This is a genomic window from Agromyces cavernae (genome assembly GCF_021044935.1).
In the GTDB taxonomy this organism is placed as follows: domain Bacteria; phylum Actinomycetota; class Actinomycetes; order Actinomycetales; family Microbacteriaceae; genus Agromyces; species Agromyces cavernae.
Window position 1 is genome coordinate 297,564 of record NZ_JAJNMP010000002.1, and the last position, 16,109, is coordinate 313,672.

16 protein-coding genes are annotated in these 16,109 nt (G+C 66.6%); 7 read left to right on the forward strand and 9 right to left on the reverse strand.

Annotation, left to right across the window (positions count from 1 at the left end; all coding sequences use genetic code 11):
- The first annotated feature begins 62 nt into the window (after window positions 1–62).
- From ctaC to LQ757_RS07460, 3 genes are read left to right on the forward strand one after another with little or no spacing between them, the layout of a single operon-like run.
- Window positions 63–956: an aa3-type cytochrome oxidase subunit II gene (gene ctaC, locus LQ757_RS07450; protein ID WP_231046593.1), complete on the forward strand. Its 894-nt coding sequence runs from the start codon at window positions 63–65 to the stop codon at window positions 954–956.
- Window positions 957–961: 5 nt separating this feature from the next.
- Window positions 962–2,698, forward strand: coding sequence for an aa3-type cytochrome oxidase subunit I (gene ctaD, locus LQ757_RS07455; protein WP_231046594.1), 1,737 nt, complete (start codon window positions 962–964; stop codon window positions 2,696–2,698).
- Window positions 2,698–3,120 (forward strand): cytochrome c oxidase subunit 4, encoded by a 423-nt coding sequence (locus LQ757_RS07460; protein WP_231046595.1) that lies wholly within the window; start codon window positions 2,698–2,700, stop codon window positions 3,118–3,120. The genes ctaD and LQ757_RS07460 overlap by 1 nt, the downstream gene beginning before the upstream one ends.
- A gap of 83 nt (window positions 3,121–3,203) precedes the next feature.
- Here the strand turns inward: LQ757_RS07460 and LQ757_RS07465 are convergent, their stop codons facing one another.
- The 6 genes from LQ757_RS07465 to ctaE form a co-directional block, all read right to left on the reverse strand.
- On the reverse strand, window positions 3,204–3,860 hold the full coding sequence (locus LQ757_RS07465; protein WP_231046596.1) for a class I SAM-dependent methyltransferase: 657 nt from the start codon (window positions 3,858–3,860) through the stop codon (window positions 3,204–3,206).
- Between the two features lie 75 nt (window positions 3,861–3,935).
- Complete coding sequence (locus tag LQ757_RS07470) at window positions 3,936–4,796, reverse strand: putative RNA methyltransferase (protein ID WP_231046597.1); 861 nt, start codon at window positions 4,794–4,796, stop codon at window positions 3,936–3,938.
- Between the two features lie 32 nt (window positions 4,797–4,828).
- Window positions 4,829–6,439 carry a cytochrome bc1 complex cytochrome b subunit gene (gene qcrB / locus LQ757_RS07475; protein WP_231046598.1) on the reverse strand — a complete coding sequence of 537 codons (1,611 nt, stop codon included), beginning with the start codon at window positions 6,437–6,439 and terminating at the stop codon, window positions 4,829–4,831.
- Window positions 6,436–7,512 carry a cytochrome bc1 complex Rieske iron-sulfur subunit gene (gene qcrA, locus LQ757_RS07480; protein ID WP_231046599.1) on the reverse strand — a complete coding sequence of 359 codons (1,077 nt, stop codon included), beginning with the start codon at window positions 7,510–7,512 and terminating at the stop codon, window positions 6,436–6,438. Before qcrA ends, qcrB begins: the two co-directional genes overlap by 4 nt.
- Before the next feature lie 37 nt (window positions 7,513–7,549).
- A complete protein-coding gene (gene qcrC, locus LQ757_RS07485) occupies window positions 7,550–8,344 on the reverse strand; it encodes a cytochrome bc1 complex diheme cytochrome c subunit (protein ID WP_231046600.1) in 795 nt (264 codons plus the stop codon).
- Between the two features lie 52 nt (window positions 8,345–8,396).
- On the reverse strand, window positions 8,397–9,035 hold the full coding sequence (gene ctaE / locus LQ757_RS07490) for an aa3-type cytochrome oxidase subunit III (RefSeq protein WP_231046601.1): 639 nt from the start codon (window positions 9,033–9,035) through the stop codon (window positions 8,397–8,399).
- Window positions 9,036–9,166: 131 nt separating this feature from the next.
- Here ctaE and trpD point away from each other — a divergent pair, with 131 nt between their 5' ends.
- A complete protein-coding gene (trpD, locus tag LQ757_RS07495; protein WP_231046602.1) occupies window positions 9,167–10,219 on the forward strand; it encodes an anthranilate phosphoribosyltransferase in 1,053 nt (350 codons plus the stop codon).
- Between the two features lie 90 nt (window positions 10,220–10,309).
- Here trpD and glpK read toward each other — a convergent pair whose 3' ends face one another.
- Together glpK and LQ757_RS07505 are read right to left on the reverse strand one after the other, a co-directional pair.
- Complete coding sequence (gene glpK / locus LQ757_RS07500; protein WP_231046603.1) at window positions 10,310–11,830, reverse strand: glycerol kinase GlpK; 1,521 nt, start codon at window positions 11,828–11,830, stop codon at window positions 10,310–10,312.
- Between the two features lie 106 nt (window positions 11,831–11,936).
- Window positions 11,937–12,665, reverse strand: coding sequence for an MIP/aquaporin family protein (locus LQ757_RS07505; protein WP_231047318.1), 729 nt, complete (start codon window positions 12,663–12,665; stop codon window positions 11,937–11,939).
- Between the two features lie 267 nt (window positions 12,666–12,932).
- On the opposite strand from LQ757_RS07505, the gene dhaK reads away from it, so the two are divergent.
- The 3 genes from dhaK to dhaM are packed head-to-tail and all read left to right on the forward strand — an operon-like array spanning window position 12,933 to window position 15,337.
- Entirely contained in the window at window positions 12,933–13,934 is a 1,002-nt protein-coding gene (gene dhaK / locus LQ757_RS07510; protein WP_231046604.1) for a dihydroxyacetone kinase subunit DhaK, read from the forward strand.
- Between the two features lie 22 nt (window positions 13,935–13,956).
- Window positions 13,957–14,604 carry a dihydroxyacetone kinase subunit DhaL gene (dhaL, locus tag LQ757_RS07515; protein ID WP_231046605.1) on the forward strand — a complete coding sequence of 216 codons (648 nt, stop codon included), beginning with the start codon at window positions 13,957–13,959 and terminating at the stop codon, window positions 14,602–14,604.
- A gap of 1 nt (window position 14,605) precedes the next feature.
- A complete protein-coding gene (gene dhaM, locus LQ757_RS07520) occupies window positions 14,606–15,337 on the forward strand; it encodes a dihydroxyacetone kinase phosphoryl donor subunit DhaM (RefSeq protein WP_231046606.1) in 732 nt (243 codons plus the stop codon).
- A 2-nt stretch (window positions 15,338–15,339) separates the two neighbouring features.
- Here dhaM and LQ757_RS07525 read toward each other — a convergent pair whose 3' ends face one another.
- Entirely contained in the window at window positions 15,340–16,101 is a 762-nt protein-coding gene (locus tag LQ757_RS07525; protein ID WP_231046607.1) for an SDR family NAD(P)-dependent oxidoreductase, read from the reverse strand.
- Between the last annotated feature and the right edge of the window lie 8 nt (window positions 16,102–16,109).

The following is a 16,109-nucleotide window of genomic DNA, read 5'->3' on the forward strand; positions in this document are numbered from 1 at the left end:
GGCTAATGATCGATCGCCGCGCTTCACTGTGAAGCGCCTTCGAGTCTCCCGAAAGGTCACTGGTGCGCCACAATCGCCGTCTCCGATGGGCTGCTATTCCGATTGCAGCGTCTCTCAGTCTCGTGCTCGCTGGGTGCACGCAGGCTCAGCTGAACGGATTCCTCCCCGGTTTCGTCGAGGGCGAGGCGCCCGTCACGAACCACACCGAGCGGGTCTCCGGGCTGTGGGTCACCTCGTGGATCGTGCTCCTCATCGTCGGCATCATCACCTGGGGCCTCACGATCTGGGCGGTCATCGCATACCGACGCCGCAAGGGCCAGACGGGCCTCCCGGTGCAGATGCGCTACAACATGCCGATCGAGATCTTCTACACGGTGATCCCGCTGATCCTCGTGCTCGGCTTCTTCGCCTTCACCGCTCGCGACCAGGCGGCCATCGAGCAGCGATTCGCCCAAGACGAGGTCGACGTCCAGGTCGAGGTCATCGCCAAGCAGTGGGCGTGGGACTTCAACTACGTCAAGGAAGACGTCTATTCGCCCGGTATTCAGGGACAGCTCGCCGATGAGGGCCCCAAGGGATCGCTCGTCCAGTCCGAGCTTCCGACGCTCGTGCTCCCCGTCGGGGCGAACGTCGAGATCGAGTTGCAGTCGCGCGACGTGATCCACTCGTTCTGGGTCGTCGACTTCCTCTACAAGAAGGACATGTTCCCCGGCAAGACCAACTACATGTCGTTCGTGCCCGAGCGCGAGGGAACGTACGCCGGCAAGTGCGCCGAGCTCTGCGGCGAGTACCACTCGCTGATGCTCTTCAACGTCGAAGTGGTATCGCAAGCCGAGTACGAGGACTACATCGACTCACTCCGCGACCTCGGGCAAGAGGGCCAACTGTCGAGTGAGTACGACCGCAACCAGAACCTGCCCGGCACGGGCGAGCCCGAACTTCAAGAGGAGCAGTAAGCCGAATGAGCACCACGACCGCACCGGCTCGGCCGCAGTCGAGCAGCCTCCCGTTCGGCACCTCCAAAGTCGAGCGCAAGGGCAACATCCTCGTCCGGTGGGTAACCTCCACCGACCACAAGGTCATCGGGTACATGTACCTGATCACGTCGTTCATCTACTTCTGCGTCGGCGGCGTGATGGCGCTGATCATTCGAGCCCAGCTCTTCGAGCCCGGCCTCGAGATCGTGCAGACGCGTGAGCAGTACAACCAGCTGTTCACGATGCACGGCACGATCATGCTGCTGATGTTCGCCACACCGCTGTTCTTCGGCTTCGCGAACACGCTGATGCCGCTGCAGATCGGCGCGCCCGATGTGGCCTTCCCGAGGCTCAACGCCCTCTCGTACTGGTTCTTCAACTTCGGTTCGCTCATGGCGGTGGCCGGATTCTTCACACCGCAGGGTGCCGCCTCGTTCGGCTGGTTCGCGTATCAGCCGCTCGCGTCGACGACCTTCTCGCCAGGAGTCGGCGGCAACCTCTGGATGCTCGGCCTCGGCCTCTCGGGCTTCGGAACCATCCTCGGCGGCGTGAACTTCATCACGACGATCATCACGATGCGTGCGCCCGGCATGACGATGTTCCGCATGCCGATCTTCACCTGGAACACGCTCGTCACGTCGATCCTGGTCCTCATGGCCTTCCCGGTGCTCGCGGCCGCCCTGCTCGCCGCAGCCGCCGACCGCGTGTTCGGCGCCCACATCTACGATCCGGCCAACGGCGGTGTCATTCTCTGGCAGCACCTGTTCTGGTTCTTCGGGCATCCCGAGGTGTACATCATCGCCCTGCCGTTCTTCGGCATCGTGTCCGAGATCTTCCCCGTCTTCAGCCGTAAACCGATTTTCGGCTACAAGACCCTGATCTACGCCACGATCGCGATCGCCGCGCTGTCGGTCACCGTGTGGGCGCACCACATGTACGTGACCGGCTCGGTACTGCTGCCGTTCTTCGCACTCATGACGATGCTCATCGCGGTACCCACCGGCGTGAAGATCTTCAACTGGATCGGCACGATGTGGCGTGGCTCGATCACGTTCGAGACACCGCTGCTCTGGTCGCTCGGCTTCCTCGTCACGTTCGTCTTCGGCGGGCTCACCGGCGTCATCCTCGCGTCGCCGCCGCTCGACTTCCACGTCTCCGACACCTACTTCGTCGTGGCCCACTTCCACTACGTCGTGTTCGGAACGGTGGTGTTCGCGATGTTCGCCGGCTTCTACTTCTGGTGGCCGAAGTGGACCGGCAAGCTGCTGAACGAACGCCTCGGCAAGTGGCACTTCTGGCTGCTGTTCATCGGCTTCCACACGACGTTCCTCGTGCAGCACTGGCTCGGTGTCGTCGCGATGCCGCGTCGGTACTACTCTTACCTGCCCGAAGACAACATCACGTGGATGAACCAGCTCTCGACGTTCGGCGCGGGCATTCTCGCCATCTCGTTGATCCCGTTCTTCCTGAACGTGTACATCACGGCACGGCGCGCGCCGAAGGTCACCGTGAACGACCCCTGGGGTTATGGTGGATCGCTCGAGTGGGCCACCAGTTGCCCGCCGCCGCGCCACAACTTCACCTCGATCCCGCGCATCCGTTCGGAGCGTCCGGCGTTCGACCTCAACCACCCTGAAGCGGGGATCCCCGTCGGCATCGGTCCGGCGAAGGACGCTCCCCAATCGCCGACGTACGACGCGGCCACGGAGGAGATCAAGTAATGCGCGCCAACGTCAATCTCTTCTGGATCCTCACGGGATTCTTCGCGATCACCGCGGTCGCCTACGGATTCTGGACCGCGGCCGACGAGGGAGATCCTGGGATCGAGTGGGCCGGTACCATTGCGGTTTCCCTGGCCGGGGTGCTCTCCGCGTTCATCGCGTTCTACCTCGGCCGGGTGCACAAGGCGCAAGGAGCAGAGCTCCCCGAGGACCGACTCGATGCGAACATCGACGATGGTGACGCCGAACTGGGCTTCTTCAGCCCGTGGAGCTGGTGGCCGGTCACCCTCGCGGTCGCCGCTGCGTTGGCCTTCCTCGGACTGGCGATCGGCTTCTGGATCACGTTCCTCGCCGTTCCGCTCGCCCTCGTCGCGCTCGTCGGCTGGGTGTACGAGTACTACCGCGGAAACTTCGCGCGATAGCAGTCACGCTCGAGAGGAAAGCCCCGGCGCATCGTGCCGGGGCTTTCTCGTCGAGTCGGTGAGCCCGGGGGCATGCCGCAGAGTCACTCGCGCAACGCTCCGACGATGCACCATGTTCTGTCGGTGTGACGGTATCGCGGCTCGAATCCGTGACGACGGAGCGTGTCGAGCATTGCTGCGGGCTCATGGACGAATCCTCGGTAGGACTTGCGCGAGAGCCGGTGCATGAAGTTGTCGACGGCGACTCTGGCGCGACGTACGCGCGTGCGTGGTGGGTGGCTGAAGACGATCGCGCGGCGTGCTCGATCCGCCGCAGCGCCGAGCAGGTGCTCGACGTCCGGGTAGCAGCACACCACCCGGTGCAGGACGACGATGTCGGCGACGTCGACTCGTTCAGGGGTGGCTGCGAGATCGACGCCGAGCCTCCGCGTGATCCTCCCCGCGACGCCGGCCTCGTCGATGAGGCGGGCGGCTTCGGTCTCGTACGCTCCTGAGAGTTCGAGGTTGACGGTGCGAGCCGCGCCTCGAGCGAGCAACTCGAGCTGAATCTCGCCGACACCGCCGCCGACCTCGAGCACGGTGGCATCGTCGAGGCCGGTCGACGAGAGGAAGGCGACGATCCGCTGCTCTGCGGGTGTGAGTCCCTTTCGTCGATACCGACGCGCGGTCTTGCGGGCGAATCGGTCGTCGAAGACCTCGTCGTACCCCTCGGTGTCCGGCGCCGCACAGCAATCGTCCATGGCATCAGTATGCAACCGGGTGGGAATCGGGGGAGTGCGGAACCCTGGGATCATCGCGTCACCCCGAGGTGACGATCACGCAGGAACCGCGGTTGAGTGCTCGAAGGACAAGACCTCGACTGACACGGTGACGTCGACCGGTTCCACTGCGCGCGCGTCGGTCGACGAAAGACTGTCGCCGTGGTGCGCCGATGGCCCCATGTTCGCAAGCAGGTTGCGTGTCGCGGCATCCGCGCTGAATGTGTATTCGACCGACGTGGTCGAGCGCAGCACGAGCCCAGATTCGGAGAGCTGCTCGGCGACCCGATCGGACTTGCCCGCAGGCACGTCGAGAAGCGCGCCGGTGAGTCGGAGTTCCTGAAGATGGGCTGTTGTCGGAACGACGACGATCAGCAGACCACTCGAGTCGAGGACGCGCGCGAACTCGACTCCGTTACGGGGTGCGAAGACGTTCAGAGCGACATCGACGACGCCGTCACGGAGGGGGAGGGGGCGCCAGAGATCGAGCACCACGCCCGTCGCTGACGGGAGGGCACGCAAGCTCATCCGAACAGCATCGGGCGACCGATCGGCCAGCAGGAAATCGGCCTCGGGAACTGCCTGTGACAGCACGGTCGAGTAATGACCGGTGCCGCAACCGAGATCAGCGATTCGAAGCGCACTGCGGCCCCCGAGCGTGTGCTGCTCCACCACTGCGTCGGTGATCGCCGCGGCGATCCGCGCGTAGGCGCCGCCGTCGAGCAGCGCGGAGCGCGCTTGGAGCATCTCGCGATCGTCGCCGACGGTGCGGGGCGCTTTCGGCGGAAGCAGCGTCAGGTATCCCTGCTTCGCACGGTCGTAGCGATGGCCGGCTGCGCATCCGAACACCCGCCCGTCGACCTCTGCGAGATCGAGGAAGCAGTTCGGGCACCGAAGCCAGGTCGAATCGATCGACATGGCCCGGTGCCCGAACTCGCGTGCAGCTCTGATCAGTGGTGGCCGTCGTGGCCGGACTCGAGCTCACCCTTGCTGACCGGAGCGATGCGGTCCTCGAAGAACCAACGTGAGAACGATGCCCGTACGCGCTGGCCGAGCGTGATCTTGCCGCGGGCGTTCGGACGGATCATGAGCGGCTGGTAGCTCTCGTAGCTCACCAGACGCCAGCGCTCGTACTCGTCGAGGGGCTGGTGCACCTCGATGAACTCGCCACCGGGCAGCTTGACGATTCGACCCGACTCGTAGCCGTGCAGCACGATCTCGCGGTCCTTCTTCTGCAACGCGAGACACACGCGCTTGGTGATGAAGTACGCGATGAACGGACCGACGATCACGGTCGCCTGGAGCGCGTGGATCACGCCCTCCATCGTGAGCGAGAAGTGCGTGGCCAGGAGGTCGGAGGCCGCCGCGGCCCAGAGGCCGGCGTAGAACGTGACACCTGCAGCACCGATCGCGGTGCGGGTGGGAGCATTGCGCGGGCGGTCGGCGATGTGGTGCTCGCGCTTGTCGCCCTTGATCCACGCCTCGATGAACGGGTATGCGACGACGAGTCCGATGAAGATACCGATGGCGACCAGCGGAACCAGGATGTTGAACGACCAGGTGCGGTCGAGCCACACGAACTCCCAGCCCGGCGGGATGAGGCGCAGCGCGCCGTCGGCGAAACCGATGTACCAGTCGGGCTGGGTGCCGGCTGAAACGGGGGATGGGTCGTACGGGCCGTAGTTCCAGATCGGGTTGATCGTGAACAGCGCCGCGATGAGCGAGATGACACCCCAGATGAGGAACATGAAGCCGCCGGCCTTCGCCGCGTAGATCGGCAGGATGGGGGGGCCGACCGAGTTCGTGGGCTCACGACCGGGCCCGGCGAACTGCGTGTGCTTGTGGATGAACACGTAGCCCACGTGCACGGCGATGAGCGCGACCACGAGTGCGGGCAACAGGAGGATGTGCAGCGTGTAGAGACGCCCGACGATCGCGGTCCCCGGGAACTCTCCACCGAAGAGGAGGAACGACGTCCACGTACCGATGAGCGGGATGCCCTTGATCATGCCGTCGATGATGCGAAGGCCGTTGCCCGACAGCAGGTCGTCGGGGAGCGAGTAACCGGTGAAGCCCTCGGCCATCGCGAGGATGAAGAGGATGAAGCCGAACACCCAGTTGATCTCTCGCGGCTTGCGGAAGGCGCCGGTGAAGAAGACGCGCAGCATGTGCAGTCCGATGGCTGCAACGAACAGCAGCGCCGCCCAGTGGTGCATCTGCCGGACGAAGAGTCCGCCGCGGATGTCGAACGAGATGTCGAGGGTCGACGCCATGGCGACCGACATCTCGACGCCCTTGAGGGGCACGTAGGAACCGTCGTAGTGCACTTCGGCCATCGACGCCTGGAAGAAGAACGTCAGGAACGTGCCGGAGATGAGGACGACGATGAAGCTGAAGAGGGCGACCTCGCCGAGGAGGAACGACCAGTGGTCGGGGAAGGCCTTACGACCGAGGCCCTTGATCGCGACCGCGATTCCGGTGCGATCGTTGATGTACTCCGATGCGCCGGCCGTGAACGAGCGTTTGGCAGGCGTTGTCGATCGGGTGGTTGCGGTGCTCAATGACGCTCCCAGAAGCTCGGGCCGACGGGTTCGGTGAAGTCGCTCTGCGCGATGAGGTAGCCCTCGTCGTCGACGGCGATCGGCAGCTGCGGCAGCGGGCGCTTGGCAGGGCCGAAGATGACCTCGCAGTGGTTGGCCACGTCGAACTGCGACTGGTGGCACGGGCAGAGCAGGTGGTGCGTGTGCTGCTCGTAGAGCGCGACGGGGCAGCCGACGTGCGTGCAGATCTTCGAGTAGGCGACGATGCCGTCGTAGGACCACGACGCACGATCAGGCGTCTCGTTCAGCTCGCTCGGGTCGAGGCGCATGAGCAGCACCGCCGCCTTGGCCTTCTCTTCGAGCTTGCCGTGCTCGAGGTCGATGAGGCCTTCGGGGATGACGTGGAAGGCGCTTCCGATGGTCACGTCCGCAGCGCGGATGGGTACACCCGACGGGTCGAGCGCGAGGCGCGTGCCCTTGGCCCACATCGTGTGGCTGAGCAGCTCGACGGGGATCTGGTCTTGCGGAGCGAAACCGCGGAAGAGCACGACCGCGGGGAGCGGGAACGCGAGCAGTGCGCCGATGAGGCTGTTGCGGATGACCGTGCGCCGGGAGAAGCCCGACTCCTCGTCGGCCTGGCGGAACACCTCGACGGCACCCTGCTGGGTCGCTTCGCTTCCGCTGATCGGATGACGGATGTCGATGGACTCCGCCGACGTCATCAGGGTCTTGCCCCAGTGCACGGCGCCGAAGCCGATGCCGAGGAGCGCAAGCGTCGCGCCGAGACCGATGAACATGTTGTTCAGGCGCACCGCACCGACATCGTTCGACTCGATCGGGAAGAGCATGTACGCGGCGATGGCCCAGACACTGCCGAGGATCGAGAGGTAGAAGAGCGTGTAGACGGTGCGCTGTGCGCGCTTCTCGCGGCGAGGATCCTCGTCGGTGACGCGGGGGCGGTGCGGCTCGAATCCGGGGTTCTCGAACGCGTCGTGGGGGATGACCGCCGTGCCGGTCGAGCCGGCGAACTCCTGAACGGCGTGCGACGAGTCGGCAGCGGCGAGCTCAGTGCCGCTGTGGTCGTCCTGGGCCATGGTTCTCCTTCTTAGGTGCTTCGGTGCCGGGCGGGCGCTAGTTGGACTTCGCCGTGATCCACACGGTGATCGCGACGATCGCGCCGAGACCGAAGATCCAGATGAACAGGCCCTCCGCGACCGGCCCGAGCGAGCCGAGTTCGAAACCGCCAGGGGAGCGGTTGTCCTGCAAGTACTTGAGGTAGGTGATGACGTCGCGCTTGTCTTCGGGCGTGATGTTGAGGTCGTTGAACACAGGCATGTTCTGCGGACCGGTGACCATGGCCTCGTAGATGTGCACGCCGGAGACGTCGGTCAGCGGAGGTGCGAACTTGCCTTCGGTGAGCGCGCCGCCGGCCCCGGCGACGTTGTGGCACATCGCGCAGTTGATGCGGAACAGTTCGGCACCGTTCGCCGCGTCGCCGCCGCCGTTGACGAGGTGGTCGGCAGGGATGTCGGGGCCGGGGCCGAGCGATGCGACGTAGTATGCGAGCTGCTTGACCTGGTCGTCGGTGAACTGCACCGGCTTCTGCTGGGCCTGCGGGCCCTGCATCTGCATGGGCATGCGGCCTGTTCCGACCTGGAAGTCGACCGATGCCGCCCCCACGCCGATGAGGCTCGGCCCGTTGGCGGTGCCCTGCGCCTCGAGACCGTGGCACGTCGCGCAGTTCGCCTGGAAGAGCTTCTTGCCCTCTTCGATCGTCTGCTGCGAGTTGGGGTCGATCTCGGCCTGCGCGACGGTGCCGGTGCTGAGTGCCGCGTATGCGCCCCCGGTGAAGACGAGGCCGAGCGCGAGCAGCGCGACGGTGGCGAGCGGATGCCGGCGTCCGGCGCGTCGCTTCGTGCGGGTCATATGGTTCTTCCTATTCACGGGCATGCGATGTTGACGTTGGAGATCGGCGTGCTTACTTGAGGACGTAGATGACGAGGAAGAGGCCGATCCAGACGACGTCGACGAAGTGCCAGTAGTACGAAACGGCGATGGCGCTGGTGGCCTCGCGGTGGCCGAAGTTCTTGACGGCGAACACTCGGCCGATCACGAAGAGGAACGCGATGAGCCCACCGGTCACGTGCAGGGCGTGGAAGCCCGTGGTGAGGTAGAACGCCGAACCGTAGGAGTTCGAGTCGAGGGCGATGCCCTCGGAGACCAGCGTCGCGTACTCCCAGACCTGGCCCGCGACGAAGACGGCGCCCATGCCGTATGTGAGGAAGAACCATTCGGTGACGCCCCACTGCGAGGGCTTCCAGCCGGTCGCGTACGGTTGGAGCCGCTCGGCGGCGAAGACGCCGAACTGGCAGGTGACCGACGAGAGCACGAGGATGATCGTGTTGATCAGCGCGAAGGGGACATTCAGCCGACCGGCCTCGAATGTCCACAGTTCAGGCGACGTCGAGCGAAGCGTGAAGTAGATCGCGAAGAGGCCGGCGAAGAACATGACCTCGCTGCCGAGCCAGACGATCGTGCCCACGGCAACGGTGTTGGGTCGATTGATCACCGGCGCGGTCGCCTGATAAGTCATTGAGGTGCTCGTCACGCTCCCCATTATGGCTGAAAACAGGCCCGAGTTTTCGTCATCACCGGCGATCGTGTCGCCGTCGAGAGGTAAGGGAACCCTAAACGGGCCTGCGCGATGCCCGGGAATCCGCCGTGAATTCCGAACATTAGGATCGAAACATGCTTGCGCACCAGAATTGGCCCGAGATCCTCAACACCCTGCTCGAGGGCGAAGACCTGAGCGTGTCGGATGCCGCGTGGTGCATGGAGCAGGTCATGACCGGTGCCGTGACCGAGGCCCAGCTCGCCGCGTTCCTCGTGATGCTGCGGGTCAAGGGGGAGACGGTCGACGAGATCGTGGGCTTCCGGGACGCCGTGCTCGAGCACGCGGTGGCACTGCCGGTCGATCCCATGGCGCTCGACATCGTGGGCACCGGCGGCGACCGCTTCGGGACGGTGAACGTGTCGACGATGGCCTCGATCATCGCCGCGGCCTCGGGCGTTCCCGTCATCAAGCACGGCAACAAGGCCGCGAGCTCGGCATCGGGATCATCCGATGTGCTCGCCGCGCTCGGACTCGACCTGGCCCTGCCGGCCGAACGGGTCGGCGCAGTCCTCGACGAAGCCGGCATCACCTTCGCGTACGCAGCGGCCTTCCACCCCGGCTTCCGGCACGCGGGTGCCGTGCGCGCGCAGCTCGGCGTGCCCACGGTCTTCAACTACCTCGGCCCGCTCTGCAACCCTGCGCGCCCCGAGGCATCCGCCGTCGGTGTCGCCCACCTCGATCGCGTGCCGCTGATCGTCGGCGTGTTCCAGACGCGTGGCGCCACCGCGCTCGTCTTCCGCGGCGACGACGGGCTCGACGAGCTCACCACCACGGGTCACAGCCACGTCTGGGAGGTCTCGGGCGGCACGGTGAAGGAGCACGACCTCGACCCCCGGGAACTCGGCATCCCGCGCTCGACGATCGACCAGCTGACGGGCGGCGACGCCGCACACAACGCGGCGATCGTGCATGAGGTGCTCGCGGGCACCCCCGGACCGGTGCGGGACATCGTGGTGCTGAACGCGGCAGCCGGTCTCGTGGCGTTCGAGCTCGCGAAGGACCCCGCACAGTTCCACCGGCCGATCCTCGAACGGTTCCGCGAGAAGATGGCCGTCGCTGAAGCGACGATCGACAGCGGCGCCGCCGCGCAGAAGCTCGACCAGTGGATCGCCGCGACCAGGAAGTGACGCGACGCTCGCGACGTCCCGCGGACGTCGCCACGTCGGGAACGCGAAACGGCCCCGCGGCGATCCGCGGGGCCGTTCGCATCGCTCACGTCATTCGTGCGACACGTCGTCGTCGACCCAGTCGAAGGTCTTCGTGACGGCCTTCTTCCACAGCCTGATCTGGCGCGCGCGCTCGTCGGCGTCCATCTGGGGCACCCAGCGCTGGTCTTCCTGCCAGTTCTTGCGCAGGTCGTCGAGGTCGCTCCAGAAACCGACAGCCAGGCCGGCCGCGTACGCAGCGCCGAGCGCCGTCGTCTCGGCGACGACCGGTCGCACGACCGGAACCCCGAGGATGTCGGCCTGGAACTGCATCAGCGTGTTGTTCGCGATCATGCCGCCATCGACCTTCAACTCGGTCAGGTTGACGCCCGAGTCCGCATTGACCGCGTCGAGCACCTCCCGCGTCTGGAACGCCGTCGCCTCGAGCGCCGCACGGGCGATGTGGCCCTTGTTGACGTAACGCGTGAGGCCGACGAGCGCACCGCGGGCGTCACCGCGCCAGTACGGCGCGAACAGGCCCGAGAACGCGGGCACGAAGTACGCGCCGCCGTTGTCGTCGACCGTCTTCGCCAGCTCTTCGATCTCGGGGGCGCTCGAGATGATGCCGAGGTTGTCGCGCAGCCACTGCACGAGCGCGCCGGTAATGGCGATCGACCCCTCGAGCGCGTAGTGCGGCTTCTCGTCGCCGATCTGGTAGCCGAGCGTCGTCAGCAGCCCGTTCTTTGAGTGCACGATCTCTTCACCGGTGTTGAAGATGAGGAAGTTGCCCGTGCCGTAGGTGTTCTTGGACTCGCCCGGATCGTAGGCGGCCTGCCCGAAGGTCGCCGCCTGCTGGTCGCCGAGGTCGCCGGCGATCGGCACCTCGCGCACGAGGCTCGAGGTGTGGGCGATGCCGAACACGCCCGACGAGGGCTTGATCTCGGGCATCATCGACTTCGGCACGTCGAACGCGGCCAGGATGTCGTCGTCCCATGAGAGCGTCTCGAGGTCCATGAACATCGTGCGCCTGGCGTTGGTGACATCGGTGGCGTGGACGCCGCCGTCGACTCCGCCCGTGAGGTTCCAGAGCACCCAGGTGTCGGTGTTGCCGAAGATCAGGTCGCCGGCCTCCGCCTTCTCGCGTGCACCCTCGACGTTCTCGAGGATCCAGACGATCTTCGTGCCCGAGAAGTAGGTCGCGAGCGGCAGGCCCACCTTCTGCTTGAAGCGCTCGACGCCGCCGTCTTCGGCGAGCCGGTCGACGATGGGCTGGGTTCGGGTGTCCTGCCAGACGATCGCGTTGTAGATCGGCTGACCGGTGTTCTTGTCCCACACGACGGCCGTTTCACGCTGATTGGTGATGCCGATCGCGGCGATGTCGTGCCGGGTCAGATGCGCTTTGCCGAGGGCCTGCCCGATCACCTCGCCGACGTTGTGCCAGATCTCGAGCGGATCGTGCTCGACCCAGCCGGGCTTCGGGAAGATCTGTTCGTGCTCGAGCTGGCCGGCCGAGATGATCGACCCGCCCTTGTCGAAGATGATCGCGCGGGAACTGGTCGTTCCCTGGTCGATGGCGAGTACGTAGTCGGCCATGACTTCCTCTCAATCTTGCGGATGTCCCGCCGGCGTCCGTGCCGACGAGCGCGCGAATTCGTACGGAAATGAACCGGGGCCGGTCGAGGGGCCGGCCCCTCGAATGTCAGAACTCGATCGGGAGCAGCGGGATCGCCGCCCATCCGGCGAGCAGTCCGCCGATGATCGGGCCGACCACGGGGACCCATGAGTACGCCCAGTCACTGCTGCCCTTGCCCTTGATCGGCAGGAATGCGTGCGCGATGCGCGGACCGAGATCACGGGCCGGGTTGATCGCATATCCGGTCGGACCACCGAGCGAGACGCCGATTCCGACGACGAGCAGGGCCACGGGCAGGGCACCGAGTGCCGCGAGCCCGCCCTCGCCTTGGCGACCACCGCCGAAGCCGATCACGACGAACACCAGCACGAACGTGCCGATGATCTCGGTGATCAGGTTCCAGGCGTAGTTGCGGATGCCGGGGCCCGTCGAGAACGTGCCGAGCTTGGGTGCCGGCTCGGGCTCGGCGTCGAAGTGCTGCTTGTACGCCAGCCAGCAGAGGACCGCGCCGATGATGGCGCCGACGAGCTGGGCGCCGATGTACGCGATCACCGACAGGAAGTCGACCGGCACGGTGAGCCCGAGGCCCGCGTTGCCGAATTCGGTGGCGCCGTTCGCGACCAGCCCGAGCGTGACGGCGGGGTTGATGTGCGCGCCCGACGCGTAGGCGACGATGACGCCGGCGAAGACTGCGAAGCCCCAGCCGAACGTCACCATGAGGAACCCGCCGTTGAAGCCCTTCGTCTTCGCGAGGGCGACGTTCGCCACGACGCCGCAGCCGAGGAGCACCAGCATCGCCGTACCGATGAGTTCGCTGACGAACAACAATCCGAGATTGTCCACGTTGACCTTCCATCCTTATCGGTGAGCCCGGTGGGCCTCGCCCAGGGGCGGAACACTGCTCACGATACTCACGGTGAACCCCCAGCGGAACGGGCGCGCGGGATTTCGCGAACACGCCCTTACGCTCGACTGTCGCCCAGGCGTAGGTTGGCTGGGAGCGCTGCGTCGGGGTCGATGCACGGAGGCACGGCATCCGGCAGCCGAGCGAAAGGGATGTCCGTGAAGAAGATCATCAACGATCCCAAGCGGGTCGTCGACGAGTCGGTCGCCGGGTTCGGCACGGCCCACGCCGATATCGTGCGGGTCGAGTTCGACCCCATCCACGTCGTGCGAGCCGACGCGCCGATCGCCGGAAAGGTCGGACTCGTGAGCGGCGGCGGAAGCGGACACGAGCCGCTGCACGCCGGATTCGTGGGGTTCGGCATGCTCGATGCCGCCGTGCCCGGTGCGGTGTTCACCTCGCCGACTCCCGACCCCATCCTGGCGGCGACGAAAGCCGTCGACGGCGGCGCAGGCGTGCTGCACATCGTCAAGAACTACACCGGCGACGTGCTGAACTTCGAGACGGCCGCCGACTTGGCCGCAGCCGACGGCATCGAGGTGCGCGCGGTCGTGACCAATGACGATGTCGCCGTCAAGGACTCTCTGTATACGGCGGGGCGTCGAGGCGTCGCCGGCACGGTGCTCGTCGAGAAGATCGCCGGCGCCGCCGCCGAGCGAGGAGACTCGCTCGAGGAGGTGGCGGCCGTCGCGGAGCGTGTGAACGCGAATGCCCGCTCGATGGGCCTCGCGCTGACGCCGTGCATCGTGCCGCACGCCGGCGAGCCGAGCTTCACTCTCGCTGAAGACGAGATCGAGATTGGCATCGGCATCCACGGAGAGCCCGGCCGCGAGCGCGTCGCGCTCGAGCCGGCCGACCGGTTGGTCGAACGACTTCTCGATCCCATCCTCGAAGACCTGCCGTACACCTCGGGTGAGCGCACGCTGCTGTTCGTGAACGGCATGGGCGGAACACCCCTCGTCGAGCTCTACCTCGCCTACGGTCACGCCGCGAGCATGCTCGCCGACCGCGGCATCGAGGTCGCCCGCTCGCTCGTGGGCAACTACATCACGTCACTCGAGATGCAGGGCATGTCGATCACCCTCCTGAAGGTCGATGACGAGATGATCGAACTCTGGGATGCCCCGGTGCAGACGGCTGCGCTTCGATGGGGTCGGTAGGCCGGAACGGGGAGGGGACTCGGTGGGACTTGACATCACCTGGGCGGTGGACTGGGTACGGCGCAGCGCCGACGTCATCGCGGAACACCGCGTCGAGCTGATCACGCTCGACCGCGAGATCGGCGATGGCGATCACGGCGAGAACATGGATCGCGGGTTCCAGGCGGTGCTGCCGAAGCTCGACGACCTGCCCGCCGGCTCCACGCCCGGCGATGTGCTGAAGCTCGTCGCGACGACGCTCATCTCGACGGTCGGCGGCGCGGCCGGGCCGCTCTACGGCACGGCGTACCTCAAGGGCGCCGTGGCAGCCGGAGGGTCGGTATCGCTCGACGGCCCCGCGATCGCGAAGATCCTCGAGGCTGCGCGCGACGGCGTCGTGACCCGCGGCAAAGCCGAGCCGGGTGACAAGACGATGATCGATGCCTGGACGCCCGCGGTCGATGCGGCGGCGCAGGCGGCGACTTCGGGTGCCGACGCTGCCGGGGTGCTCGACGCCGCAGCTGCGGCGGCGGAGGCCGGTGCGGTGGCGACCGAGCCGCTCGTCGCGAGGAAGGGTCGTGCGAGCTACCTCGGAGAGCGTTCGGCCGGCCACCGCGATCCGGGTGCGGAATCGAGCGCGCTGCTGTTGAGGGCTGCGGCCGACGTGGCGAACGCCGCCGCGGGAGTGTGAGGTGGGCGCCCCCGGCAAAGTCGGCCTGGTCTTCGTCTCGCACTCCGCCGATATCGCTCGCGGGCTGGTCGCCCTCGCCGGCCAGATGGCGCCGACGGCCGCACTCGTTGCGGCAGGTGGCACCGACGACGGGCGCATCGGCACGAGCTTCGATCTCGTGAGCGCGGGCATCGCTGAGGCGGATTCCGGCACCGGTGTCGTGGTGCTCTGCGACCTCGGATCGGCGATCCTCACCGCCGAGACGGCGCTTGACTTCCTCGACGACGACACGCGTGCGCGCGTGCGGATCGTCGATGCACCGCTCGTCGAGGGCGGTGTCGCCGCTGCGGTGGCGGCCGAGAGCGGGGATCCGATCGACGAGGTCGTCGCAGCCGCGGAATCCGCGCGCGGCGAGCCGACGTCACCGGGCGCCGTTCCCGCGCCCGAAGCAGGGCGAGCGGAGCGCGCGCCTGACGGAGTTCGCGTGGCAGCGGCATCCGGTCATTCGCGCACCGTCACCCTCGTGAACTCCGACGGCCTGCATGCCCGGCCGGCAGCGGAACTCGTGAAACTCGCGGCGACGTTCTCGCAGCGCGTGACCGTGAACGGCGCCGATGCCAAGAGCCTGCTGGGCATCATGTCGCTCGGCCTGACGAAAGGAGCAGAAGTCGAGATCGCGTCGAACGATCCCGATGGTGCCACGGCGGTCGATGCGATCGCCGAACTCGCGGCCTCCGGATTCGGCGAGAGCTGAGCTCAGTTGCCGCCGGCGACGCGGATGTCGGCTCCCGATGTATAGCTCGCATCAGCAGAGAAGAGGTACGCTACCGCACCCGCGATCTCGTGCGGCTCGCCCGGGCGGCGCATGGGGATTCCGGGTGCGCGCTCATCGGATGCGTCGGGCCGACCGGCGGTCGCGTGGATCTCGGTGCGAGTGGTGCCGGGTGACACGGTGTTGACGCGCACTCCGACCGGGCCGAACTCCTTCGAGGCGCCCGTCGTGAGTGCGTTCAGCGCGGCCTTGCTCATGGCATAGGGGATGTACGTGTTCGGGGCTCCGCTCCGGGCGGCGCCCGAGGAGATGTTCACGATCGAGCCACCCGCCCCGCCGCGGTCGGTCGCCATATGTTCGATCGCCGCGCGCGTGAGCACGATCGGAGCGAGCACGTTGACCCGGAACAACTCTTCGGATTCCTCGAGCTGCGCGTCGAGGAAACCCCCGATGATTCCGGTGATGCCCGCATTGTTCACGAGCCCGGTGACCCGCCCGAACTTCGCGATCGCCGCCGGGACGACGGTCGCCGTCGCCTCGAGGTCGGCGAGGTCGACCTTCAGCACGAGCACACGCGCACCGGATGCCGCGCACCGTCGTGCGACGGCATCCGCATCGTCGGCACGGTCGCGGTAGGTGAGCACGAGGTCGTGGCCGTCGGCTGCGAGACGTTCGGCGATCGCCGCGCCGATGCCGCGGCTGGCGCCCGTGATGATCGTGACCGGCCGTGTGGGGACATCCGTCATGGTTCCAC